This is a genomic window from Streptococcus varani (assembly GCF_001375655.1).
Lineage (GTDB): Bacteria > Bacillota > Bacilli > Lactobacillales > Streptococcaceae > Streptococcus > Streptococcus varani.
The window spans coordinates 219,626-237,561 of the sequence record NZ_CTEN01000001.1 but is presented as its reverse complement, the minus strand read 5'-3'; the positions used below and the strand labels follow the sequence as shown (position 1 = coordinate 237,561).

12 protein-coding genes are annotated in these 17,936 nt (G+C 39.3%); 4 read left to right on the top strand and 8 right to left on the bottom strand.

Annotation, left to right across the window (positions count from 1 at the left end; genetic code table 11):
• Positions 1–13 precede the first annotated feature (13 nt).
• The 6 genes from BN1356_RS01275 to BN1356_RS01250 form a co-directional block, all read right to left on the bottom strand.
• Positions 14–1,000, bottom strand: coding sequence for a LacI family DNA-binding transcriptional regulator (locus BN1356_RS01275; RefSeq protein WP_093649632.1), 987 nt, complete (start codon positions 998–1,000; stop codon positions 14–16).
• A 9-nt stretch (positions 1,001–1,009) separates the two neighbouring features.
• The gene (locus BN1356_RS01270) at positions 1,010–1,786 is read right to left on the bottom strand and encodes a DUF1189 family protein (RefSeq protein ID WP_093649631.1); all 777 of its coding nucleotides are present in this window, start codon (positions 1,784–1,786) and stop codon (positions 1,010–1,012) included.
• Between the two features lie 285 nt (positions 1,787–2,071).
• The gene (locus BN1356_RS01265) at positions 2,072–2,929 is read right to left on the bottom strand and encodes a sugar ABC transporter permease (RefSeq protein WP_093649630.1); all 858 of its coding nucleotides are present in this window, start codon (positions 2,927–2,929) and stop codon (positions 2,072–2,074) included.
• The gene (locus tag BN1356_RS01260; protein WP_093649629.1) at positions 2,930–4,234 is read right to left on the bottom strand and encodes a sugar ABC transporter permease; all 1,305 of its coding nucleotides are present in this window, start codon (positions 4,232–4,234) and stop codon (positions 2,930–2,932) included.
• Positions 4,235–4,320: 86 nt separating this feature from the next.
• Positions 4,321–5,577, bottom strand: coding sequence for an extracellular solute-binding protein (locus BN1356_RS01255; protein WP_093649628.1), 1,257 nt, complete (start codon positions 5,575–5,577; stop codon positions 4,321–4,323).
• Between the two features lie 47 nt (positions 5,578–5,624).
• Positions 5,625–7,886: an alpha-amylase family glycosyl hydrolase gene (locus BN1356_RS01250; protein WP_093649627.1), complete on the bottom strand. Its 2,262-nt coding sequence runs from the start codon at positions 7,884–7,886 to the stop codon at positions 5,625–5,627.
• Between the two features lie 271 nt (positions 7,887–8,157).
• Here BN1356_RS01250 and BN1356_RS01245 point away from each other — a divergent pair, with 271 nt between their 5' ends.
• Positions 8,158–9,315: an IS110 family RNA-guided transposase gene (locus BN1356_RS01245; protein WP_093649626.1), complete on the top strand. Its 1,158-nt coding sequence runs from the start codon at positions 8,158–8,160 to the stop codon at positions 9,313–9,315.
• A 205-nt stretch (positions 9,316–9,520) separates the two neighbouring features.
• Here the strand turns inward: BN1356_RS01245 and BN1356_RS01240 are convergent, their stop codons facing one another.
• The gene (locus tag BN1356_RS01240; protein WP_093649625.1) at positions 9,521–11,278 is read right to left on the bottom strand and encodes a glycoside hydrolase family 13 protein; all 1,758 of its coding nucleotides are present in this window, start codon (positions 11,276–11,278) and stop codon (positions 9,521–9,523) included.
• Between the two features lie 296 nt (positions 11,279–11,574).
• Between BN1356_RS01240 and malQ the strand changes: the two genes are divergently transcribed.
• The 3 genes from malQ to BN1356_RS01225 all read left to right on the top strand — a co-directional run bounded on the left by malQ (position 11,575) and on the right by BN1356_RS01225 (position 16,153).
• Positions 11,575–13,116: a 4-alpha-glucanotransferase gene (gene malQ / locus BN1356_RS01235; RefSeq protein WP_093649624.1), complete on the top strand. Its 1,542-nt coding sequence runs from the start codon at positions 11,575–11,577 to the stop codon at positions 13,114–13,116.
• The gene (locus BN1356_RS01230) at positions 13,109–15,367 is read left to right on the top strand and encodes a glycogen/starch/alpha-glucan phosphorylase (RefSeq protein ID WP_093649623.1); all 2,259 of its coding nucleotides are present in this window, start codon (positions 13,109–13,111) and stop codon (positions 15,365–15,367) included. The genes malQ and BN1356_RS01230 overlap by 8 nt, the downstream gene beginning before the upstream one ends.
• 258 nt (positions 15,368–15,625) lie before the next feature.
• Positions 15,626–16,153: an ABC transporter permease gene (locus tag BN1356_RS01225; RefSeq protein WP_141651813.1), complete on the top strand. Its 528-nt coding sequence runs from the start codon at positions 15,626–15,628 to the stop codon at positions 16,151–16,153.
• A 45-nt stretch (positions 16,154–16,198) separates the two neighbouring features.
• Here the strand turns inward: BN1356_RS01225 and argS are convergent, their stop codons facing one another.
• A complete protein-coding gene (argS, locus tag BN1356_RS01220; RefSeq protein WP_093649621.1) occupies positions 16,199–17,887 on the bottom strand; it encodes an arginine--tRNA ligase in 1,689 nt (562 codons plus the stop codon).
• Positions 17,888–17,936: the final 49 nt, after the last annotated feature.

Sequence of the window (17,936 nt, the reverse complement as noted above, 5' to 3'; positions counted from 1 at the left end):
GAGGGCTCCTTTCTTACTTAAGTTTTCTAATAGCGTGTGGAATGACATGACGATAGCAGACTTGTTTCTTGTCTTTGCTGTCGCTAATAATTTGTAGAAGGGTATTAAAGGATTCTCGGCCCAATTCAAGAGCATTGATATCAACATAGGCCTCTACATCAATCTTTGGCTTGACAGAATCAAAGGTGATAATGGGAAAATCCAGCTGGTGCTCCTTGAGATAAGAAAGAGCTCCCTCAGCTACCATAGCATCCGTTGTCACGATAGCGTCAATCGCTTGTTTGGTCAACTTCCGCATGACCTTGTAACTGTTCTCTTCTAGGAGGAAGCCATTTGAGAAGCTAACTTTGCTCTCATTGATAGGAAGGTGATGAGAGGTCAAAGCATTCTTATAACCTTCATAACGGTCTTGAGAGACGACTAACTCCTTGTTTCCGGCCATGAAAGCGATGTTTTTATAGCCCTTATCAATGAAGTAACTGGTCGCTTCGTAGGAAGCCCGGATATTATCATTATCCACTAAGGAGATAAAAGGCGAGATTGCCTTTCCCAGAATAAGGAAAGGAAACTGCCGTTCAACAGCTAGTTCTACTAGGGGATCATCGGGCATAGAGTAGAGGAAAATGAGGCCATCCACCCGCTTACCATCCACCATTTGGGAAATGGCTTCTAGCCGCTGTTGCTCATTTTGACCAGTACTGATCTGAATAGCATAATTATGGTCCGCTGCAGCCTGGGAGATACCACGCAGAGCCTGAGGGAAGAAGGGGTTTTGATAAAAAATATCAGAGTCTTCTGGAAGAACTAGACCAACAACCTGAGTATAACTGCTGACCAAACTTCTAGCATTAAGATTGGGATGATATTTCAGTTCTACCATGGCTTGACGGACAATGTCCTTTGTTTTTTGACTAATGGCAGAGCTGTTTTGAATGACACGCGTCACAGTCGAAGGTGAGACTCCGGCTAATTTAGCAACGTCTTTAATGGTAGAACGCATAAAAATCTCCTAGTCTAAGTCACGGAAACGTGTCTTGTAGAATACCCAGACCAAGGCGAGGGCAAAGAGCATATTTTGCACCAGGATAACAGTTTGGATGGGTTGTTGAAAAAGTCCAAATAAGCAGGCCAATAAAGTAGGGAGACCTAAACAGTTGAGAGAGAACTGATAACACTCTCCAAAGTTCCTAAAATCAAAAAATTTAGTTTTGGAAATCAGCCAGAGAATCAAAGTAGATCCAAGGATCAAAAATATAAAGTTGATGGCTAAAAGTAAGCTAGATATGCCCATGATTAGTAGGCTAGTTGGGATTCGGTTCTCTCTAAACCAGGCTTGGGAAATGGCAGATGTCAAAGAAGCTCTGTCAGCAAAATCCTTAGTGGAAAAGTGCTGATAAGAAATCTCTGCTAGATTTTCCTTATCTTTGCGGATAATCAGTTTTTCTTTTGTGAATTGATAGGAAAAACCTTGGACATCTTGAGGAGTTTCCGAAGCATAAACCTTCTCGTGACTCTTGCCAGAATAGAGGAATTGGTCACCCACGATTTGAGCTTGCTTAAAGTCCAGCATAACCTCCTGAGTCAGCGGATCATAGACTCCCTCAAGCAAGGTGTCTAAGGGATAGGTCTTAAGGTTGGCAACTTGAATAGAGGTCGGAATGACTAAGAGGGCGATGAGAAAGAAGGTTGTCAAAAGTTTTTGCCAGATTTTAGAATCTTTTCGTTTGGCGAAACTATCTTTAGCCGTAAAAATACTTGAAAAATACGAGAGTGGGTAGGGCTGCATGTTGGGTCCTTTCTTTCATAGGATACGATTACTATTTATCCACAAATAATATAACACAAAAAGCTCTAAGATGCTATGGAACAAGCGTTTTTCCAAAGATTCTGATCGGATAGTCTTTGAAAATCAACATTAGTCTTTGTTAAAGCTCCTTGCCTAATACTAGGTATGTCTGCGTCGCTTTACCGCATCTATCTTTGATTTTCTTTGCGTATAATCTTGAAAATCTGATAAGAAAGAGTGGCACAAGCTTGCTTGCCCACTCTGACATGTTTTGCATATACAATCTTAACCCTTGGTACCACCACTTGTCAATCCAGAAACGAAGTTCTTTTGCAAGAAGAAGAATAGGATGGAAATTGGGATTGCTACGAGAATGGCCCCAGCAGCAAAGAGAGTGACTTGCTGGCGTTTCGCATCAGAAACAAAGGTTTGTAAACCAATAGCGACAGTATAGTAGTCTGGTGAACGCAGTAAGAATTTTGCCAACATGAAGTCACCAAATGGTCCCATAAATGCCCAGAGAGCTTGAACCGCAATCATTGGACGGACTAAAGGTAAGATGATTTGATAAAAAATTCTTAAATGACCTGCGCCATCTAAATTGGCTGATTCATCCAAATCGTAAGGAACAGTATCAAAGTAACCTTTCATCAACCAAGCATTCATCGGGATACCACCACCGACATAAATCATGATGAGGAACCAGTATTGGTTGAGAGCATTGAATAGCCAAGCCATAACGAAGAAAGCAGTCAAAGATGCAGTTGTAGGAACCATTTGGACGATTAGGAAGAATATCAAGCTTTTCTTACGACCAACGAATTTGTAGCGACTGTAAGCGTAGCCCGTTAAGGTGATGATGGTAACTTGTACCACCATAGTCCAAAAAGCAACGACCAAAGTGTTCCAATACCAACGTCCATAATCTGTTTCAGTGAATAACCTGGTGAAATTATTAAGTGTCCAACTATTATTAAAATCAAGTGTAAATGCAATCACATTTCCTGGTTTGAAAGCAGAACTAACAGTAACTAGGACGGGGAACAAAACAATAATTGAAACCAGTATGAGAAATGCATAGGTAAAGAATGAAGTCAGTCTTTGTTTGCGTTTCATACCACCTTTTAATGAAAATTGACTCATTTAATCTTCCTCCATGTTAAATGCATTGAACTTCTTAAAGGTAATCAATGAGATTGAAATGACAATGATTGAAATAACCAATGTGACTGCTGCTGCAATTGAAAACTGTGGAGCATTTTGTGTTGTCAACTTATAAATCCATGAAATCAGGATATCTGTTGAGCCAGCACCACCACCGACACTACCAGGACCACCATTGTTGAAGAGATAGATGATAGAGAAGTTGTTAAAGTTAAAGGTATACTGAGAGATAAAGGTTGGAGCAGCTACTGCCAAAATCATTGGTAAAGTAATTTTCCAGAATTTTTGCAAAGCAGTTGCACCATCCACAGTTGCAGCTTCATAAAGGTCTTGTGGAATAGATTGGAGGATACCAGATACCAAGATGTAGATATATGGGAAACCAAGCCAACCTTGCACCATGATAACCGCAACCTTTGTCCAAGTTGGATCTGTCTTCCACGAAATCAAACCAAAGTTTAAAAATGGAAAAATTTGTTCTAGGAAGGGAATAACTTGCATATTCATGGCGCCAATTGAGTCATTGAAAAAATTACTAAAACTCATGATGGATACAAAGCCAGGAATAGCCCAAGGTAATAGAAAGATAACTCCGAAAATACGTTTGAATTTGACTTTAGGCTGATTATATACAATCGCTACAAGGACACCAATTACTATCTGAAGAGTAGAGGCAAGTAAGGTCCAAATAATTGTCCAAGATAAAACAGACGTAAAAGCACTTTTGAAGGTACTGAGTTGCACGATATTCAAAAAGTTTTTAAAGCCAACCCAATCTAATAACTTATTTGGTGGAATATGACGGAAATCATAGTTTGTAAATGCAATGAATAGCGTTACAATGACAGGAAAGACGATTGCAAAAATCATAGTGATATAGGCAGGGATGATGAGAATATAGGCAAATCCCTTTTCATAAATCCCCAGCAATGTTTCTTTCAACGTCACGGGAACTTTTTTGCCACGATTAATCAACTGGGCCGTATGTTTTGCATCAGCCATGCTAACAGCATGAAGTAGAAACATTAGAATGAAGGCCAGAATCTGAATTGCCCCTTCTATGAGCATAAACAGAGAGTGATCTTCCATAGGTGTAGAGCCTAATGTAATCAAATCGTTGATTGCGCGAATTCCAAATGTAAGAATTTCAACAATTTCCAATAAAAAAATTGTTAAAAAGAATCCCCCTTTTATAACTTGTTTGTTATATAGTTGTCCCAATCCAGGGATAATAGAGAGAAACATAGCCAAGTTTGGATTTTTTGTTTTCCCTTTATCTATCATATTCTCCTTCTTTCTATCTATTTTCATACCTCAGTAGCAAAAACTGAGCATTACCATGATAATGCTCAGCCAATTGCTACAATAGGTTAGTTACCATACTTTTGTTCAATTGCATCTTTGATTGTTTTCAATGCATCTTTAGAAGCTTGGTCTGGAGTCTTGCTACCAGATACAACATCAAAGTACATAGTAGCAGATGGTTCCCAAACTTCAGCCATTTGAGGAATGTTTGGCATTGGTTTAGAGCTATCAAATTGTTCGATTACAGCTTTTGTAATATCTGTTCCTTTTTCAGAAGCGACTTTACGGGCATTCACATTGGCAGGAACTTCTTGAGTTTTTTCGTAGAATGCTGTTTGGTTTTCATCATTTGTAACATAGTCCAGCCATTTTTGGGCTACTTCTTTATTCTTAGAATAGTTAGAGATGACCCAAGCTTTACCACCTGCAAATGGGCTGTATTCTTTACCATTTGGAAGAGTTGGAATCTTAACTGCGCCGTAGTTTACTCCTGCATCTTTGAATGAAGCAGCAACCCAAGGTCCATCAATCAATGCACCAACTTTACCTTTGATAAATTGGTCAGAAGCAAAGCTACCTGCTTTGGTCATGTCTTTCATACCTTGTGGCCATTGGTCATACCAAGTTTTAGCATATTCGAGCGCCTTCAAAGAATCGCCAGCTGCGACACCGACATCGCTTGCATCAGTGCCATCTTTACCAAATGCATAGCCACCGTAACCAGCTGTCAAGCCATAAGCATAGTAGAAGTTTGTCCAGTTTGCGAGGAAACCAGTAGATTTACCTGCTTCAGATTCAAATTTGAATGCATCGTTTTTTTGAAGAGCCTCTAAATCAGCAAAAGTTTTTGGTGCGTTTGGAACAAGGTCCTTGTTGTAGTAGAGAACTAATGTCTCAATAACTGATGGTTCAGCAAAAGTTTTGCCATCTAATTGCACAAGGTTTTTAACTGTGTCATCGAAGTTATCTTCATTTCTGATTGTAACTTCGGCAATGTGACCTTCTGAACCGAGACCACCAACGCGGTCATACGGTGCCATCATAACGTCTGGAGATTCACCTGTAGGACCATCGATAGGAAGGTTAGTAAGCACATCGCTTTGGTCAACAGCCTTTACATTGACTGTGACACCATTTTCTTTTTCGAAGTCAGCTTTGATCCCTTCCATATAGTCTACGTAGAGTTTATCGACAGCGACGGTCAACTCTTTAGATTCAGATGTGTTGTCAGCTTTCTTGTTTCCAGCTCCACAGGCAGCAAGAGATACAACAGATGTTGCAATTAAAGCTGAGAATGCAGCTTTTTTAAAATTAAATTCCATAACGATTTTCCTCCTATTTTAATGTATTGAATTATGAAATAATGAAATTATTGACCCCAGTTATATATTGGAGTGTCTATAACACCAGCAGAGTCATCTGAAGAGACAACGCTTCTATCAGCGATACCTTCTTCCCAGATAACTTTACCACTGGCATCCTTCTTGATAAATTTAAACTTAATTTCCTTACCAGCAGGTACGCTTACAGGTAGGTACCATTCTGGGTGTTTTGGATTTAAGAAAGCTTCTGAGCATTTGTCGGGGTTCCAATCTCCTAATTCAGGGATATTACCAACAACGTAAATATTTTCGCCGACATTAGTGTCAGCTTTTACGTGGAAAACAACTTGAGTTTGGTCGCCGGAGAGGACATTATAATCAAATTGATTGCTTGTTCCAGATAAACTTGAAACTGTAATCTTATTATAACCTGGAACTGCTTCTGTTGGAACTTGAACTTTGATTTTAGTACCTGTATTTTCTAAAATTGGTGTTTCTACATCTCCAAATTTAACACTAGATGCATTTTCAAAGTCTTTACCGTAGATATACACTGTATTTCCAGCACGTCCCATTGTAGAGACGACATCTCCAATTTTAGGAGCTTTAGTAGATGTATCCTTATAACTCCAGATATTGACCTCTCCACCAGACAACTCAAGATTAGCAATAACTCCGTTGGATACAGTTGCCTCTGACCCATTCAATAGTCCATTCAAATGGTCGGTGTACTTGCCATTTTGCAAGTTAGTATGTACATTTGATATTGTGTAGCTTTGGTCAGGACGACGATTGATTGCAACCAGTACAATATCATCATAGAATTTTCTTTCGAATACGATAACATCAGTATCACTATACATAACATTTGTTTCGCCGTAAGCGATAGCATCGTTATCTTTGCGTAAATCAGATATGGCTCTAATTAATTTATATGCTGTAGTATTGGTATTAAAGGAACTGTTTTTATCCATGAACACTCGGCCAGATACGTCACTAGCATCGGTAGGTTGAACATATTGTTCGGTTCCGTAGTAGATATTTGGAGTTCCACGACTTGTCAAAAGTGCAGCTAGTCCAGCGTTATAAACTTTTGGTTCTCGTTGCACAAAGCCAAAACGTGTAACATCGTGGTTATCAATAAAGGTTACTGCTTGATTTTCATACTCGTAATCTTTTTGAGTATATTGAAGCATTTCACCAAAATCTTTCATTGACTTGCTGAAGTCTCCAAAAGTAGATGTTAATGAGCGATACATTTCAAAGTCTAGATTATTAACACCGGTTTGTTTAGGGAAATAAATATAGTCTCCATACTTAGGATCAGGCCTTCCAATGAAGTATTCACCAAAATGAGAGATCGTTGTTTTTTCAGCTACATTATCTTTTAAACCTTTAACAAATGCAGGGTTCATATGTAATGTAGCGTCATGGCGAAGGCCATCAATTCCCATTCCAACCCAGTAGTTTGTCGCACCTTCTAAAAAGCTAACAACTTCTTTGTTTTCCTGAGAGAAATCTGCTAAGGAACCCAGCTCTTTATTTCGGAATGCCCAACGACTATCATCTCCTGCACGATCACCTTCGTGATGGAACCAACCTTTTGTATCATTGTTAGGGTCAGCGATAAGATTTTCAGTAATTCCGTCTTTATTGAAATCGTAAGGATTCCCTTCGGAATCAATAGCATATTTTCCGGAATCAGTTTTATCAGGTGCATAAAGTTTCCCATCCTCAGCTTTAAAATTTGCTGTTGGGTTTTGATAGCGACTTGTATGATTTGTTACAAAATCAATAACTAATTTTATGCCATTTTCGTGGAGAGCATCTCTAAGAGCTTTAAATTCATTTAAAGTTCCAAAATGTTTATTTGTTGCATAGTAGTTACGCACATGATAACCATGGAAACTTGTCCATTTATCAACGCGACCATCCTTTTGATAATCAAGAATTTCAGTGTCACGATTTTCGTAAGGTGCAGATATCCAGACAGCTGTAATGCCCATTTCTTTCAAATAAGGGATTTTATTAATGATGCCTTGCCAATCTCCACCTTGGTAGAGTTTTAAGTCTTTACCTGAACCATCAAAGAGTTCTTTGTTAAATCCTGTAGGAATATTATTATCAATATTTCCATCAGAAAATCTATCAGTTATAATTTGATAAATAGTATCTTTTGGGGTGACAGGTCCAAGTGCTAAGGAGGTATCATCAGCGTTGACGATAATAGGAGCATTGCATGCTAGTGAGGATAGTAAAGTTGCGCTAGCTGTGAGGGTGATTATGTTTTTGAATATATGTTTATTCATGGTTTTACCTTTCTTAAAATACACAAAACTACAGTCAACATATCAGTAAAATTACACCATATTATTTCCTTATATTTATATTAGCGGGTAGCTCCCGCCAGTATAAACCCTTTCTTAATTATTTTTTAGATTTGTTTTATACTTAGTTCAGCGCTGTGGATTAGTAATCATTTCCAATCGCTTTGACGTTTTATCTTATGTAAGGATACAAGACAAAGAGTGCGTGGAACGAACAACAGCTACTATTCACTTTGAAAGGAATAAGAAACTTATGCTTTATGTTGGTATCGATATTGCCAAAAATAAACACGATTTAGCTTGCATTGATGAAACTGGAGAAACAATAATAATTAACTACAGATTTGCCAATTCTTATCAAGGCTTTCATCAGCTTAAACTCAAACTAAAACAGCTCTCTCCTATCACAAAAGATGTCCAGATAGCACTTGAAAGTACAGGACATTATAGCTATAACATCATTGCTTTCTTAAGAGAGTTGGGATATACTGTTTTCGCTTATAATCCTCTTATTATCAAGGAATTTGCCAAATCACAGTCTCTCAGAAAAACTAAGACTGATAGGAAAGATGCTCTTTTAATTGCTCGTAAACTACGGTCTGATATCACGCCTGAATATTATCAAACAGACAAATTAATGGATGAGTTAAAAGAGCTCACACGCTATCAAAATCGTTTAATCCAGTCACGATCCAAATGCAAGAACTTATACATCAGATTGCTTGATATTATTTTCCCTGAACTCCACGGAATTGTTAGTAATCTTCATAATCAGTTTATCTATAACTTACTAACCAATTATCCTTCTCCACAAAAGTTAGCTCGTGCTCACTTCTCATCATTACTTAAAATTAAACGTCTAACCGCTGATAAGGCTCATCAAATACAAGAAGCAGCCAAACAGACTATTGGTAATGCTTCACCTGCTTTATCCTTAGAACTAGTACAATTAATTGAAACCATTAAACACTACGATAAACAGATTAACCAAGTTCAAGAAGAAATGAATCTCTTGATGGCTGAATTAGAGTCTCCCATCACCTCTATTCCTGGAATCGGAAGCCGCCTTGGTGCTATGATTCTAGCTGAAATTAAGACTATTAATAACTTCAAAAATCCAAATCAACTTCAAGCTTTCGCAGGATTAGATCCTGCTATTTACCAATCAGGACAAATGGATAATACTGGCCATATGGTAAAGCGAGGCTCGTCTTATCTGAGATATGCTCTAATACAAGCTGCTAAACTCATCTCGATTTATTCTCCGCATTTTAAAGCCTATTTAAGATTGAAAATAAGCCAAGGTAAGCACTACAACGTAGCTGTAACACATGTCGCCAAAAAATTGACTCGTATTATTTACCATCTGCTCAAAACCAAGCAAACCTTTGACGAGGCTAAACTAAGGTAAAAACTATAAAATCAAGAATTATTTTTAAAACTTGCTCAAGGGCAAGATTTTTTGCGTGTCTAAAATTGAGCTTTTAGACTAAAAGTAGTAAAATGATAGGTGCATCCTCCAGACGATTGTCTAACTTGGTTATCAAGTTTATCGCAGTGAGGGTGTTTTTTTATTTTTTAGAATTTCCTATTGACTTTTTATATAGAATGCCTCCTCACAGATTACATCCTAAAATTATAGCTCCATCAGTGTGGAGAGTGCAAGAAGAGATTGTATTTTTTTTAGTATTAATAGAAAGTAGAGTTTTACCTTTGAGGGAAATAGGTAAAGACTTGTTTGTTTGATTAAAGAAAGCGGTTAGTTGTGTTTCACCAAGAGAATAGTGAATCCTCAATAAACCATCTTTTCCTTGTGAAAGTGTGAATTCTCCAAATTGGATAACGTTTTGGTGTTGTTTCCGAAGAGCAATCAACTCTTTCATGAAGTTCAAGAGTTCTAGATTTTGATCCGCCGGTTCCCAAGGCATTACTTTTCGACAATCAGGATCGTGTTCTCCTGTGAGTCCAACTTCGGTTCCATAGTAGATACATGGAGTACCTAATTGAAGGAAGAGAAATGCTAATGCTGATTTAACAGCGTTGATGTTCCCTTTGGCCGTGGTTAAAATCCGTTCGGTATCATGAGAATCCAACAGGTTGAACATTCCTTCAGCAACTTGACGTCTGTAGTACATGGACTGACTTTGAATGTCTGAAACGAAACGGTTAGTTGAGAGCCCTTTTCTCAAAAAGTAGTCTTTAACACTTTCTGAAAGCGGGTAATTCATGACAGCGTGAAATTCATCGCCATTTAACCAAGGTTGTGAGGAGTGCCAAATTTCACCCAAAATATACAAATCAGATTTCTGAGTAGTTACAGCCCTATGGAAATCTTTCCAAAATTGGTGATCAATCTCGTTTGCAACATCCAATCTCCAAGCATCAATATCGAAATGTTCAATCCAATAAGTAGCAATACTGAGTAAATATTCTTTAACTTCAGGATTTGCTGTATTCAACTTAGGCATATGCCCTTGAAAGGCAAAAGCATGGTAAGTCAACTGACGATTGTTTCCTAAGTTATCCTTCGTAACGGGGAACTGTTGGATATGGAACCAATCTTTATATGCGGATTTTTCGTCATTTTGTAAGACATCTTGCCATTGTGGAGAAGAGTATCCGATGTGATTAAATACCGCATCTAACATGACCTTCATTCCTCTGGCATGAGCTTCGTCAACCATTTTTTTAAATACTTCTTTATCTCCAAAATGTTTGTCAATTTCAAAGTAATCAAGGGTATCATATTTATGGTTGCTTGGTGCTTCAAAGACAGGGCAGAAGTATAGGCCTGTAATTCCCAAATCTTCCAGATAATCAAGTTTATCTATGACACCTTGTAGATCACCGCCAAAGAAATCACCGTTCTGAGGAGATTTCTTTGAATCCCAAGGCAAGCTATTTTCAGGAGATAAACTAGGATTACCATTGGCAAATCGTTCAGGGAAAATTTGGTACCAAACAGTACTTGCTACCCATTCAGGAACCTTGCATCGGTCAACTTCATGAAAATAGGGAAGTTTGAATCCATTCATGAAAAAGTTAAAATTTTCATCTGTAAATTCAACTACTCCTCGATCGCCATAAAGAACTTTTTGATGGTCTAGAGCCTCAATTTCAAATATGTACTGAATGCGAGCAAACTCAACTTGGGCCTCTGCTTGCCAATAATCAAATAGATTGTCAGAAGCAACTTTCGTCATTGAGACTTGGTGCTCATAAGAGTCTTCGTGAAAAATAACAGAATCACCGTAGTGGAGATTAATGCACGAAATATCATCTTTTTTAGTACGTATGCGAATGTGCATAGCGTCTTTTGTATAAAGATAGGCATATTCAGACTCGGGACGATGATAAATTGCCGAAAGTTCCATTAAAGTTTATATCCTTTCTGCATATTGATGGATTCGCGTATAACGCAAACGTTTTCTTTACAATGCTAGTCTACTATAAAATGAATACGTTTGCAAGAGCTTTTGTTCGTTTTTTCAAAAAAAATTTAAAAATAATTTCAGAAAAATAGATATATAATAGTAGAAAAATCCTGTAAAATAACTTCTTTCAAAAAAATAAAAATTTTTACTTGATTTGTTAGCGTTATCATTATATAATAAAGACAAAGCAAACGTTTGCGTTTACGATAACAAATATGAAATTGGGGTGCATCCATATGAAAGAACGTCAAAGCGGAGTCTTAATGCATATCTCTTCTTTGCCAGGCAAATACGGGATCGGGTCACTTGGTCAGGAGGCTTTTGATTTTGTTGATTTTTTGGTTCGGACCGAACAACGCTACTGGCAAATTCTACCTTTAGGAACAACTAGTTATGGGGATTCGCCCTATCAATCTTTTTCAGCCTTTGCAGGAAATACTCATTTTATTGATTTGGGGATCTTGATTAAGGACGGCTTGTTAATGGAGCAGGACCTTGAAGGGCTTCATTTCGGGGACAAACCCAGTGAAGTTGACTATGCCACAGTTTTTCAAACGCGTAGACCACTCCTAGAAAAAGCAGTTTCCAAAATGAAAGCGAAAGGGCTGCCTAATGATTTTTTTATTTTCTTAGAAGAAAACGCTTTCTGGATCCATACTTTTGCCGAATACATGGCTATCAAAGAGTCCTTTGACAATCAGCCTTGGACAGAATGGGAGGACAATGCTATCCGCTTGCGAGAGCCTGCTGCTTTGGAAGCTTATCGTCAGCGCTTGGCAGAGGAGATTGACTACCATCGGATTACCCAATATCTTTTCTTTAAACAATGGCAACTATTGAAAGAGTATGCCAATAAAAAAGGAATTGAAATTGTTGGCGATATGCCTATCTACATTGCTGCAGATTCAGCAGATATGTGGGCCAATCCTCAATTTTTCAAGACAGACGAAGAGGGGCGTCCGAGTGTAGTGGCTGGTTGTCCTCCAGATGCTTTTTCAGAGATCGGTCAACTTTGGGGCAATCCTATCTATGATTGGGATGTGATGAAAGAAGATGGCTTTAGCTGGTGGATTGACCGGATGAGAGAAAACTTTAAACTCTATGATGTGGTAAGAATCGACCACTTTATCGGTTTTGCTTCTTTCTGGGAAATTCCAGCAGGAGAAGAGACGGCTGTTAACGGTTACCGTGTCGAAGCTCCTGGTTTTGAGCTCTTTGCGACCATAAAGGAAGCCCTAGGAGACCTCAATATTATTGCGGAAGATTTGGGCTCTGTGACGGATAAGGTAATTGAACTCAGAGAGACTACAGGCTTCCCAGGCATGAAAGTTTTGCAGTTCGCTTTTGATCCAGAAGGTGACAGTATTGAGTTGCCTCATAATCATCGAAACAATGTAGCAGCCTACACTGGTACCCATGATAATCACACTATTAAAGGTTGGTACGAAGAGGAAATGGTAACCAAGGAAGCGCGTGCCTTCTTAGATGACTATAGTAATCGTAGACCGGATGAGACCATCAACCACACCATGTTGCGCATGCTCTTCTCATCTGTAGCCTTTATGGCTATTGCGACCATGCAGGACCTTTTGGACTTGGATGCAAGTGCGCGGATGAACCTACCAAACACACTGGGTGGGAACTGGGTGTGGCGGATGACTGCGGAACAATTAACGGATCAAGTGGAAGAAAACCTCTTGGATTTGACAAGAACGTATCGCCGCAGCAACAAAAAAATAATGAAAAATAAGAAAGAGAGTATCACAGATAATGATTGATTTACAGAAATTGGTAAGGGATAAATATGATAAGACCATTCAGGAAGCCAGTAACGAAGAGCTCTACTATGCGCTTTTGGACTTGAGCAAACAGAGTTCAAACTCAAAACCCAACAATTCTAGCAAGAAAAAAGTCTATTATATCTCTGCGGAATTTTTGATTGGGAAACTCTTGTCAAATAACCTCATCAATCTGGGCCTTTACGAGGATGTCAAAAGCCAGTTAGCAGATGCAGGCAAGGATTTGATTGAAATTGAAAGTATGGAAATGGAGCCATCTCTGGGGAATGGTGGTTTGGGGCGTTTAGCCGCCTGTTTCTTAGATTCGATTGCCACCTTGGGTCTCAATGGAGATGGCGTCGGTCTCAATTATCATTTTGGACTCTTCAAGCAAGTCTTTCGTGACAACCAACAATTTACCCAACCCAATGACTGGATGACGGATGAATCTTGGTTGGAAAAATCAAGCAAAACCTATGAAGTACCCTTTGCTCACTTTAAATTAGAGTCTACTTTGTACGATATTGATGTGCCTGGCTATAAAACAGAAACAAAGAATCGTCTTCGTCTTTTTGACTTAGGCTGTGTTGACAGTAGCATCATTAGAGATGGCATCAACTTTGATAAGACCAATATCTTGAAAAACTTGACCCTTTTCCTCTACCCAGATGATTCAGACCGTCAAGGCGAGTTGCTCCGTATTTTCCAACAATACTTCATGGTCTCAAATGCTGCCCAACTAATCATTGATGAGGCTCTCGAAAAAGGAAGTAACCTCCATGACTTGGCAGACTATGCAGTCATTCAAATCAATGATACGCACCCATCACTGGTTATTCCAGAAATGATCCGTCTCCTGACAGAAAAAGGCATCAATATGGATGAGGCAGTTGAAATTGTCAAGTCCATGACGGCTTATACCAACCATACTATCTTGGCAGAAGCCTTGGAAAAATGGCCATTAGACTTCTTGGAAGAGGTTGTGCCACATTTGGTACCAATCATCCAAGAATTAGACCGTCGCATCAAGCTGTCTGTTGCTGATTCAGAAACTCATATCATTGACTCATCGGGTAGGGTTCATATGGCTCATATGGATATCCACTATGGCTATTCTGTTAATGGGGTGGCCGCTCTCCATACGGATATCCTTAGATCTTCTGAACTCAAAGTCTTCTATGACCTCTATCCAGAAAAATTTAACAACAAGACCAATGGGATCACTTTCCGTCGTTGGCTGATGCACTGTAATCCACGTCTTTCTCGCTACTTGGATGAACTCTTGGGACATGGTTATCATCATGATGCTAGTGAATTAGAAACCTTGCTGGATATCCAAGAAAAAGATTCGCTTAAAACAGAGTTGGAAGCTATCAAGACTCACAATAAGCGGAAACTCCAACGCTATCTTCAAAGTCATCAAGGAGTTACGGTCAATCCAGATTCTATCTTTGATATTCAAATCAAGCGGATGCATGAGTACAAACGCCAGCAGATGAATGCCCTCTATGTCATTTATAAATACTTGGACATCAAGGCCGGCAATATTCCAGAACGACCATTGACTGTTATCTTTGGTGGTAAGGCGGCACCAGCTTACACCATTGCCCAAGATATCATTCACTTGATTCTTTGTCTGTCAGAATTGATTGCCAATGATCCAGCTGTTAGTCCACATTTGCAAGTTGTCATGGTGGAAAACTACAATGTCACCGCAGCCAGCTTCCTGATTCCAGCAGCTGATATTTCAGAGCAAATCTCTCTGGCTTCAAAAGAAGCCTCTGGTACAGGGAATATGAAATTCATGCTCAATGGTGCTTTGACCTTGGGTACTGATGATGGCGCCAATGTGGAAATCCATGAACTGGTTGGTTCTGAAAATATCTATATCTTTGGGAAAGATAGCCAAACTGTCATCGACCTCTACGCGACAGAAAGTTATGTGGCTCACAGCTTCTATGAGCAAGAAGGCATTAAACCATTGGTTGACTTCATTGTAAGCAGTGATTTGCTGGCTTTGGGAAACCATGAACGACTTTATCGTCTCCATAATGAACTGATTGTCAAAGACTGGTTCATGACCCTTCTTGATTTGGAAGACTACATTGCTACCAAGGAAAAAATGCTTGCGGATTACGAAGACCGCGATGCTTGGTTGGACAAGGTGATTGTCAACATTGCCAAAGCAGGCTTCTTCTCATCTGACAGGACTATCGCTCAGTACAATGAAGATATTTGGAAGCTATCCTAATCTTTGGATAAGCGTTGCTACTGAGACTATGAGAAAAACTCAAGTCCCTGTCTTTCTTTTGAAGAATGAATAATTTAAAAAGGCATAGATTGGACGTTTTACTAACGTGATCCTATGCCTTTTACTATATTACGAAGTTTTCACCCAGCTTCTTTCCTTGCACTTTCTGAAAAACGTTTTCAATTTTTGGTTGACAAGTCTCAGATGAAGGTTTATAATTGTATCAACAAATTAGTACAAAAAGAAATGGAGATTCACATGAAAAAACCGATTCACTTATACATTTTTGCCGTCCTATCACTGATTGCTAGTGTATTGAGGATATACACTGTATTTTTCTCGAAATTTGATGAAGCACAAATTCGTTCAGGCTTGGAAGCTGCTGGTATCACTGGTGGTGATTTGGATGGTATTATTGGTATGTCAAAAGCTAGCAATGCATTTACCACCAATATTATCAACAAAATCCTGGTAGTGGCACTTTTTGCTATCTTAATCGCTACTATTGTCTTTCTTTTCAAAAAGGCTAACGAAAAAGCATCCTACACCTATATCGCCTATCTCTTTGGCACTCTTATCTATTTTACCTATTCCTTTATCGGTACAAATCAGATTTCAAAGATTCATGAAACCGCAGAAATGCAGGGTTTTACTAAGTCAGCCGCTCTGATGGGCTATGGCATCAACATCTTGCTCTTTGTTATCTATTTTGGTGTCACTGTTTTCTTCTTGGTAAGAAAACCAAAAGTTACTCCAGATATGAGTCAAACAGCAACAGATATCTAAATGAAAAAACTTGATTCCTTTGTATGAAGAAATCAAGTTTTTCTTTTACATTTTTTCAGGAGCATCGACGCCGAGGAGGCGGAGTGCTTCTTTGAGGACAATACCTGTTGCGTAGGCCAGTGCTAGGCGACTATCACGCTCTGGATTTTCATCCAGGATACGGGTATGAGCATAGTATTTATTGAAGGCTTGCGCTAAGTTGATAGCGTATTTGGCAATGATGGATGGGTCATACTTGTCTGCGGCACGCTCCACCATATTTGGAAATTCTTGGAGAAGCTTGATAATTTCCCAACTTTCAGCATCGCTGAGTCTATAATCAGCATCGCTCTTTGCTACAAAGTCAGCCTTGCGCAAGATAGATTGGATACGAGCGTAAGCATACTGTACGTATGGACCCGTTTCTCCCTCAAAAGAGACCATAGCTTCTAGATCAAAGTCATAACCGTTGTCGCGGTCTGATTTTAAGTCATAGAATTTCACAGCTCCCACACCAACAGAGTGGGCCACAGCTTCCTTGTTCTCTAGGTCTGGATTTTTGGCCTCAATTTGGGTTAAGGCACGCGCTTCAGCCTCGTCAAGAGTTGGTTCCAAGCGGATGATATTGCCTTTACGTGTAGACAATTTCTTCTTGTTCTTGGTGACCAAGCCGAAAGAGACATGCACCATGTCATCTGACCAGTCAAAGCCCATTTCTTTAAGAACGGCCTTAAGTTGTTTGAAGTGGTGAGATTGCTCTTGACCAACTACGTAGATATTTTTGGCAAAGTCAAAAGTGCGTTGGCGGTACATAGCAGTGGCCATATCACGTGTGATGTAGAGAGTTGCACCATCCGATTTTTTGATCAAAGCTGGAGGTAAGTCATATTTTTCCAGGTTGACGATTTGAGCTCCCTTGGATTCTTTTAGCAAGTTCTTATCTTCCAAGATTTGGATGCCTTCGTCCATCTTGTCGTTATAAAAGGCTTCACCGTGGAAGTAGTCAAAGGAGACATCCAATTTGTCATAAATGCGGTTGAACTCGACCAAACTTTCATCACGGAACCATTGCCATAAGTCCCAAGCTTCCTGATCGCCATCTTCTAATTTCTTGAACCATTGACGCGCTTGTTCATCCAAATCAGGATTTTCATCGGCTTCTGCATTGATGCGGACGTACAGTTTGAGAAGTTCATCGATCGGATTGGCCTCGATTACGTCTCTATCGCCCCAAAGTTTATAGGCTACAATCAGCATACCGAATTGTTTTCCCCAGTCGCCTAGGTGATTGATGCGGATAGAGTTGTATCCGAGTTTTGAGTAGATATGGCCCAAGGCATCTGCAATTACTGTTGAACGGAGATGTCCAACTGAGAACGGTTTAGCGATATTTGGGCTTGACATGTCAAAGGTAACGTTGCGACCGTGACCTAAGTCTTGTTGGCCGTAGTCCGCTTTTTCAGTGATAACAGATTTTAAAATATCGTGAGAAATAGCGGCCTTGTCCAGAAAGAAGTTGATGTAAGGACCAGTTGCCACAACTTTTTCAAAGCCACTAGTATCTATTTTTTCAGCGATGTCGCTTGCAATAGCTTGCGGAGCCTTACGTTCAAGCTTGGCTAAAGAAAAAGCAGGGAAGGCTAGGTCCCCCATCTCAGATGATTTTGGTTTTTCTAAAAGGGCTAAAATTTGCTCTGTTTCTAAACTTGGAATAAGAGCAGCCAATCTCTCAGCAACAAGTGTTTTGTGATTCATTGAATGACCTCCAGATTTCTTCCTTCTATTCTACCATATTTTTACCACA

Excerpts from the sequence above, each read along its gene's own strand:
- BN1356_RS01250 (WP_093649627.1), bottom strand. The coding sequence starts at position 7,886 with ATGAATAAACATATATTCAAAAACATAATCACCCTCACAGCTAGCGCA.
- malQ (WP_093649624.1), top strand. The coding sequence starts at position 11,575 with ATGAAAGAACGTCAAAGCGGAGTCTTAATGCATATCTCTTCTTTGCCA.
- BN1356_RS01255 (WP_093649628.1), bottom strand. The coding sequence starts at position 5,577 with ATGGAATTTAATTTTAAAAAAGCTGCATTCTCAGCTTTAATTGCAACA.
- BN1356_RS01260 (WP_093649629.1), bottom strand. The coding sequence starts at position 4,234 with ATGATAGATAAAGGGAAAACAAAAAATCCAAACTTGGCTATGTTTCTC.
- BN1356_RS01240 (WP_093649625.1), bottom strand. The coding sequence starts at position 11,278 with ATGGAACTTTCGGCAATTTATCATCGTCCCGAGTCTGAATATGCCTAT.
- argS (WP_093649621.1), bottom strand. The coding sequence starts at position 17,887 with ATGAATCACAAAACACTTGTTGCTGAGAGATTGGCTGCTCTTATTCCA.
- BN1356_RS01230 (WP_093649623.1), top strand. The coding sequence starts at position 13,109 with ATGATTGATTTACAGAAATTGGTAAGGGATAAATATGATAAGACCATT.
- BN1356_RS01265 (WP_093649630.1), bottom strand. The coding sequence starts at position 2,929 with ATGAGTCAATTTTCATTAAAAGGTGGTATGAAACGCAAACAAAGACTG.
- BN1356_RS01270 (WP_093649631.1), bottom strand. The coding sequence starts at position 1,786 with ATGCAGCCCTACCCACTCTCGTATTTTTCAAGTATTTTTACGGCTAAA.
- BN1356_RS01225 (WP_141651813.1), top strand. The coding sequence starts at position 15,626 with ATGAAAAAACCGATTCACTTATACATTTTTGCCGTCCTATCACTGATT.
- BN1356_RS01275 (WP_093649632.1), bottom strand. The coding sequence starts at position 1,000 with ATGCGTTCTACCATTAAAGACGTTGCTAAATTAGCCGGAGTCTCACCT.
- BN1356_RS01245 (WP_093649626.1), top strand. The coding sequence starts at position 8,158 with ATGCTTTATGTTGGTATCGATATTGCCAAAAATAAACACGATTTAGCT.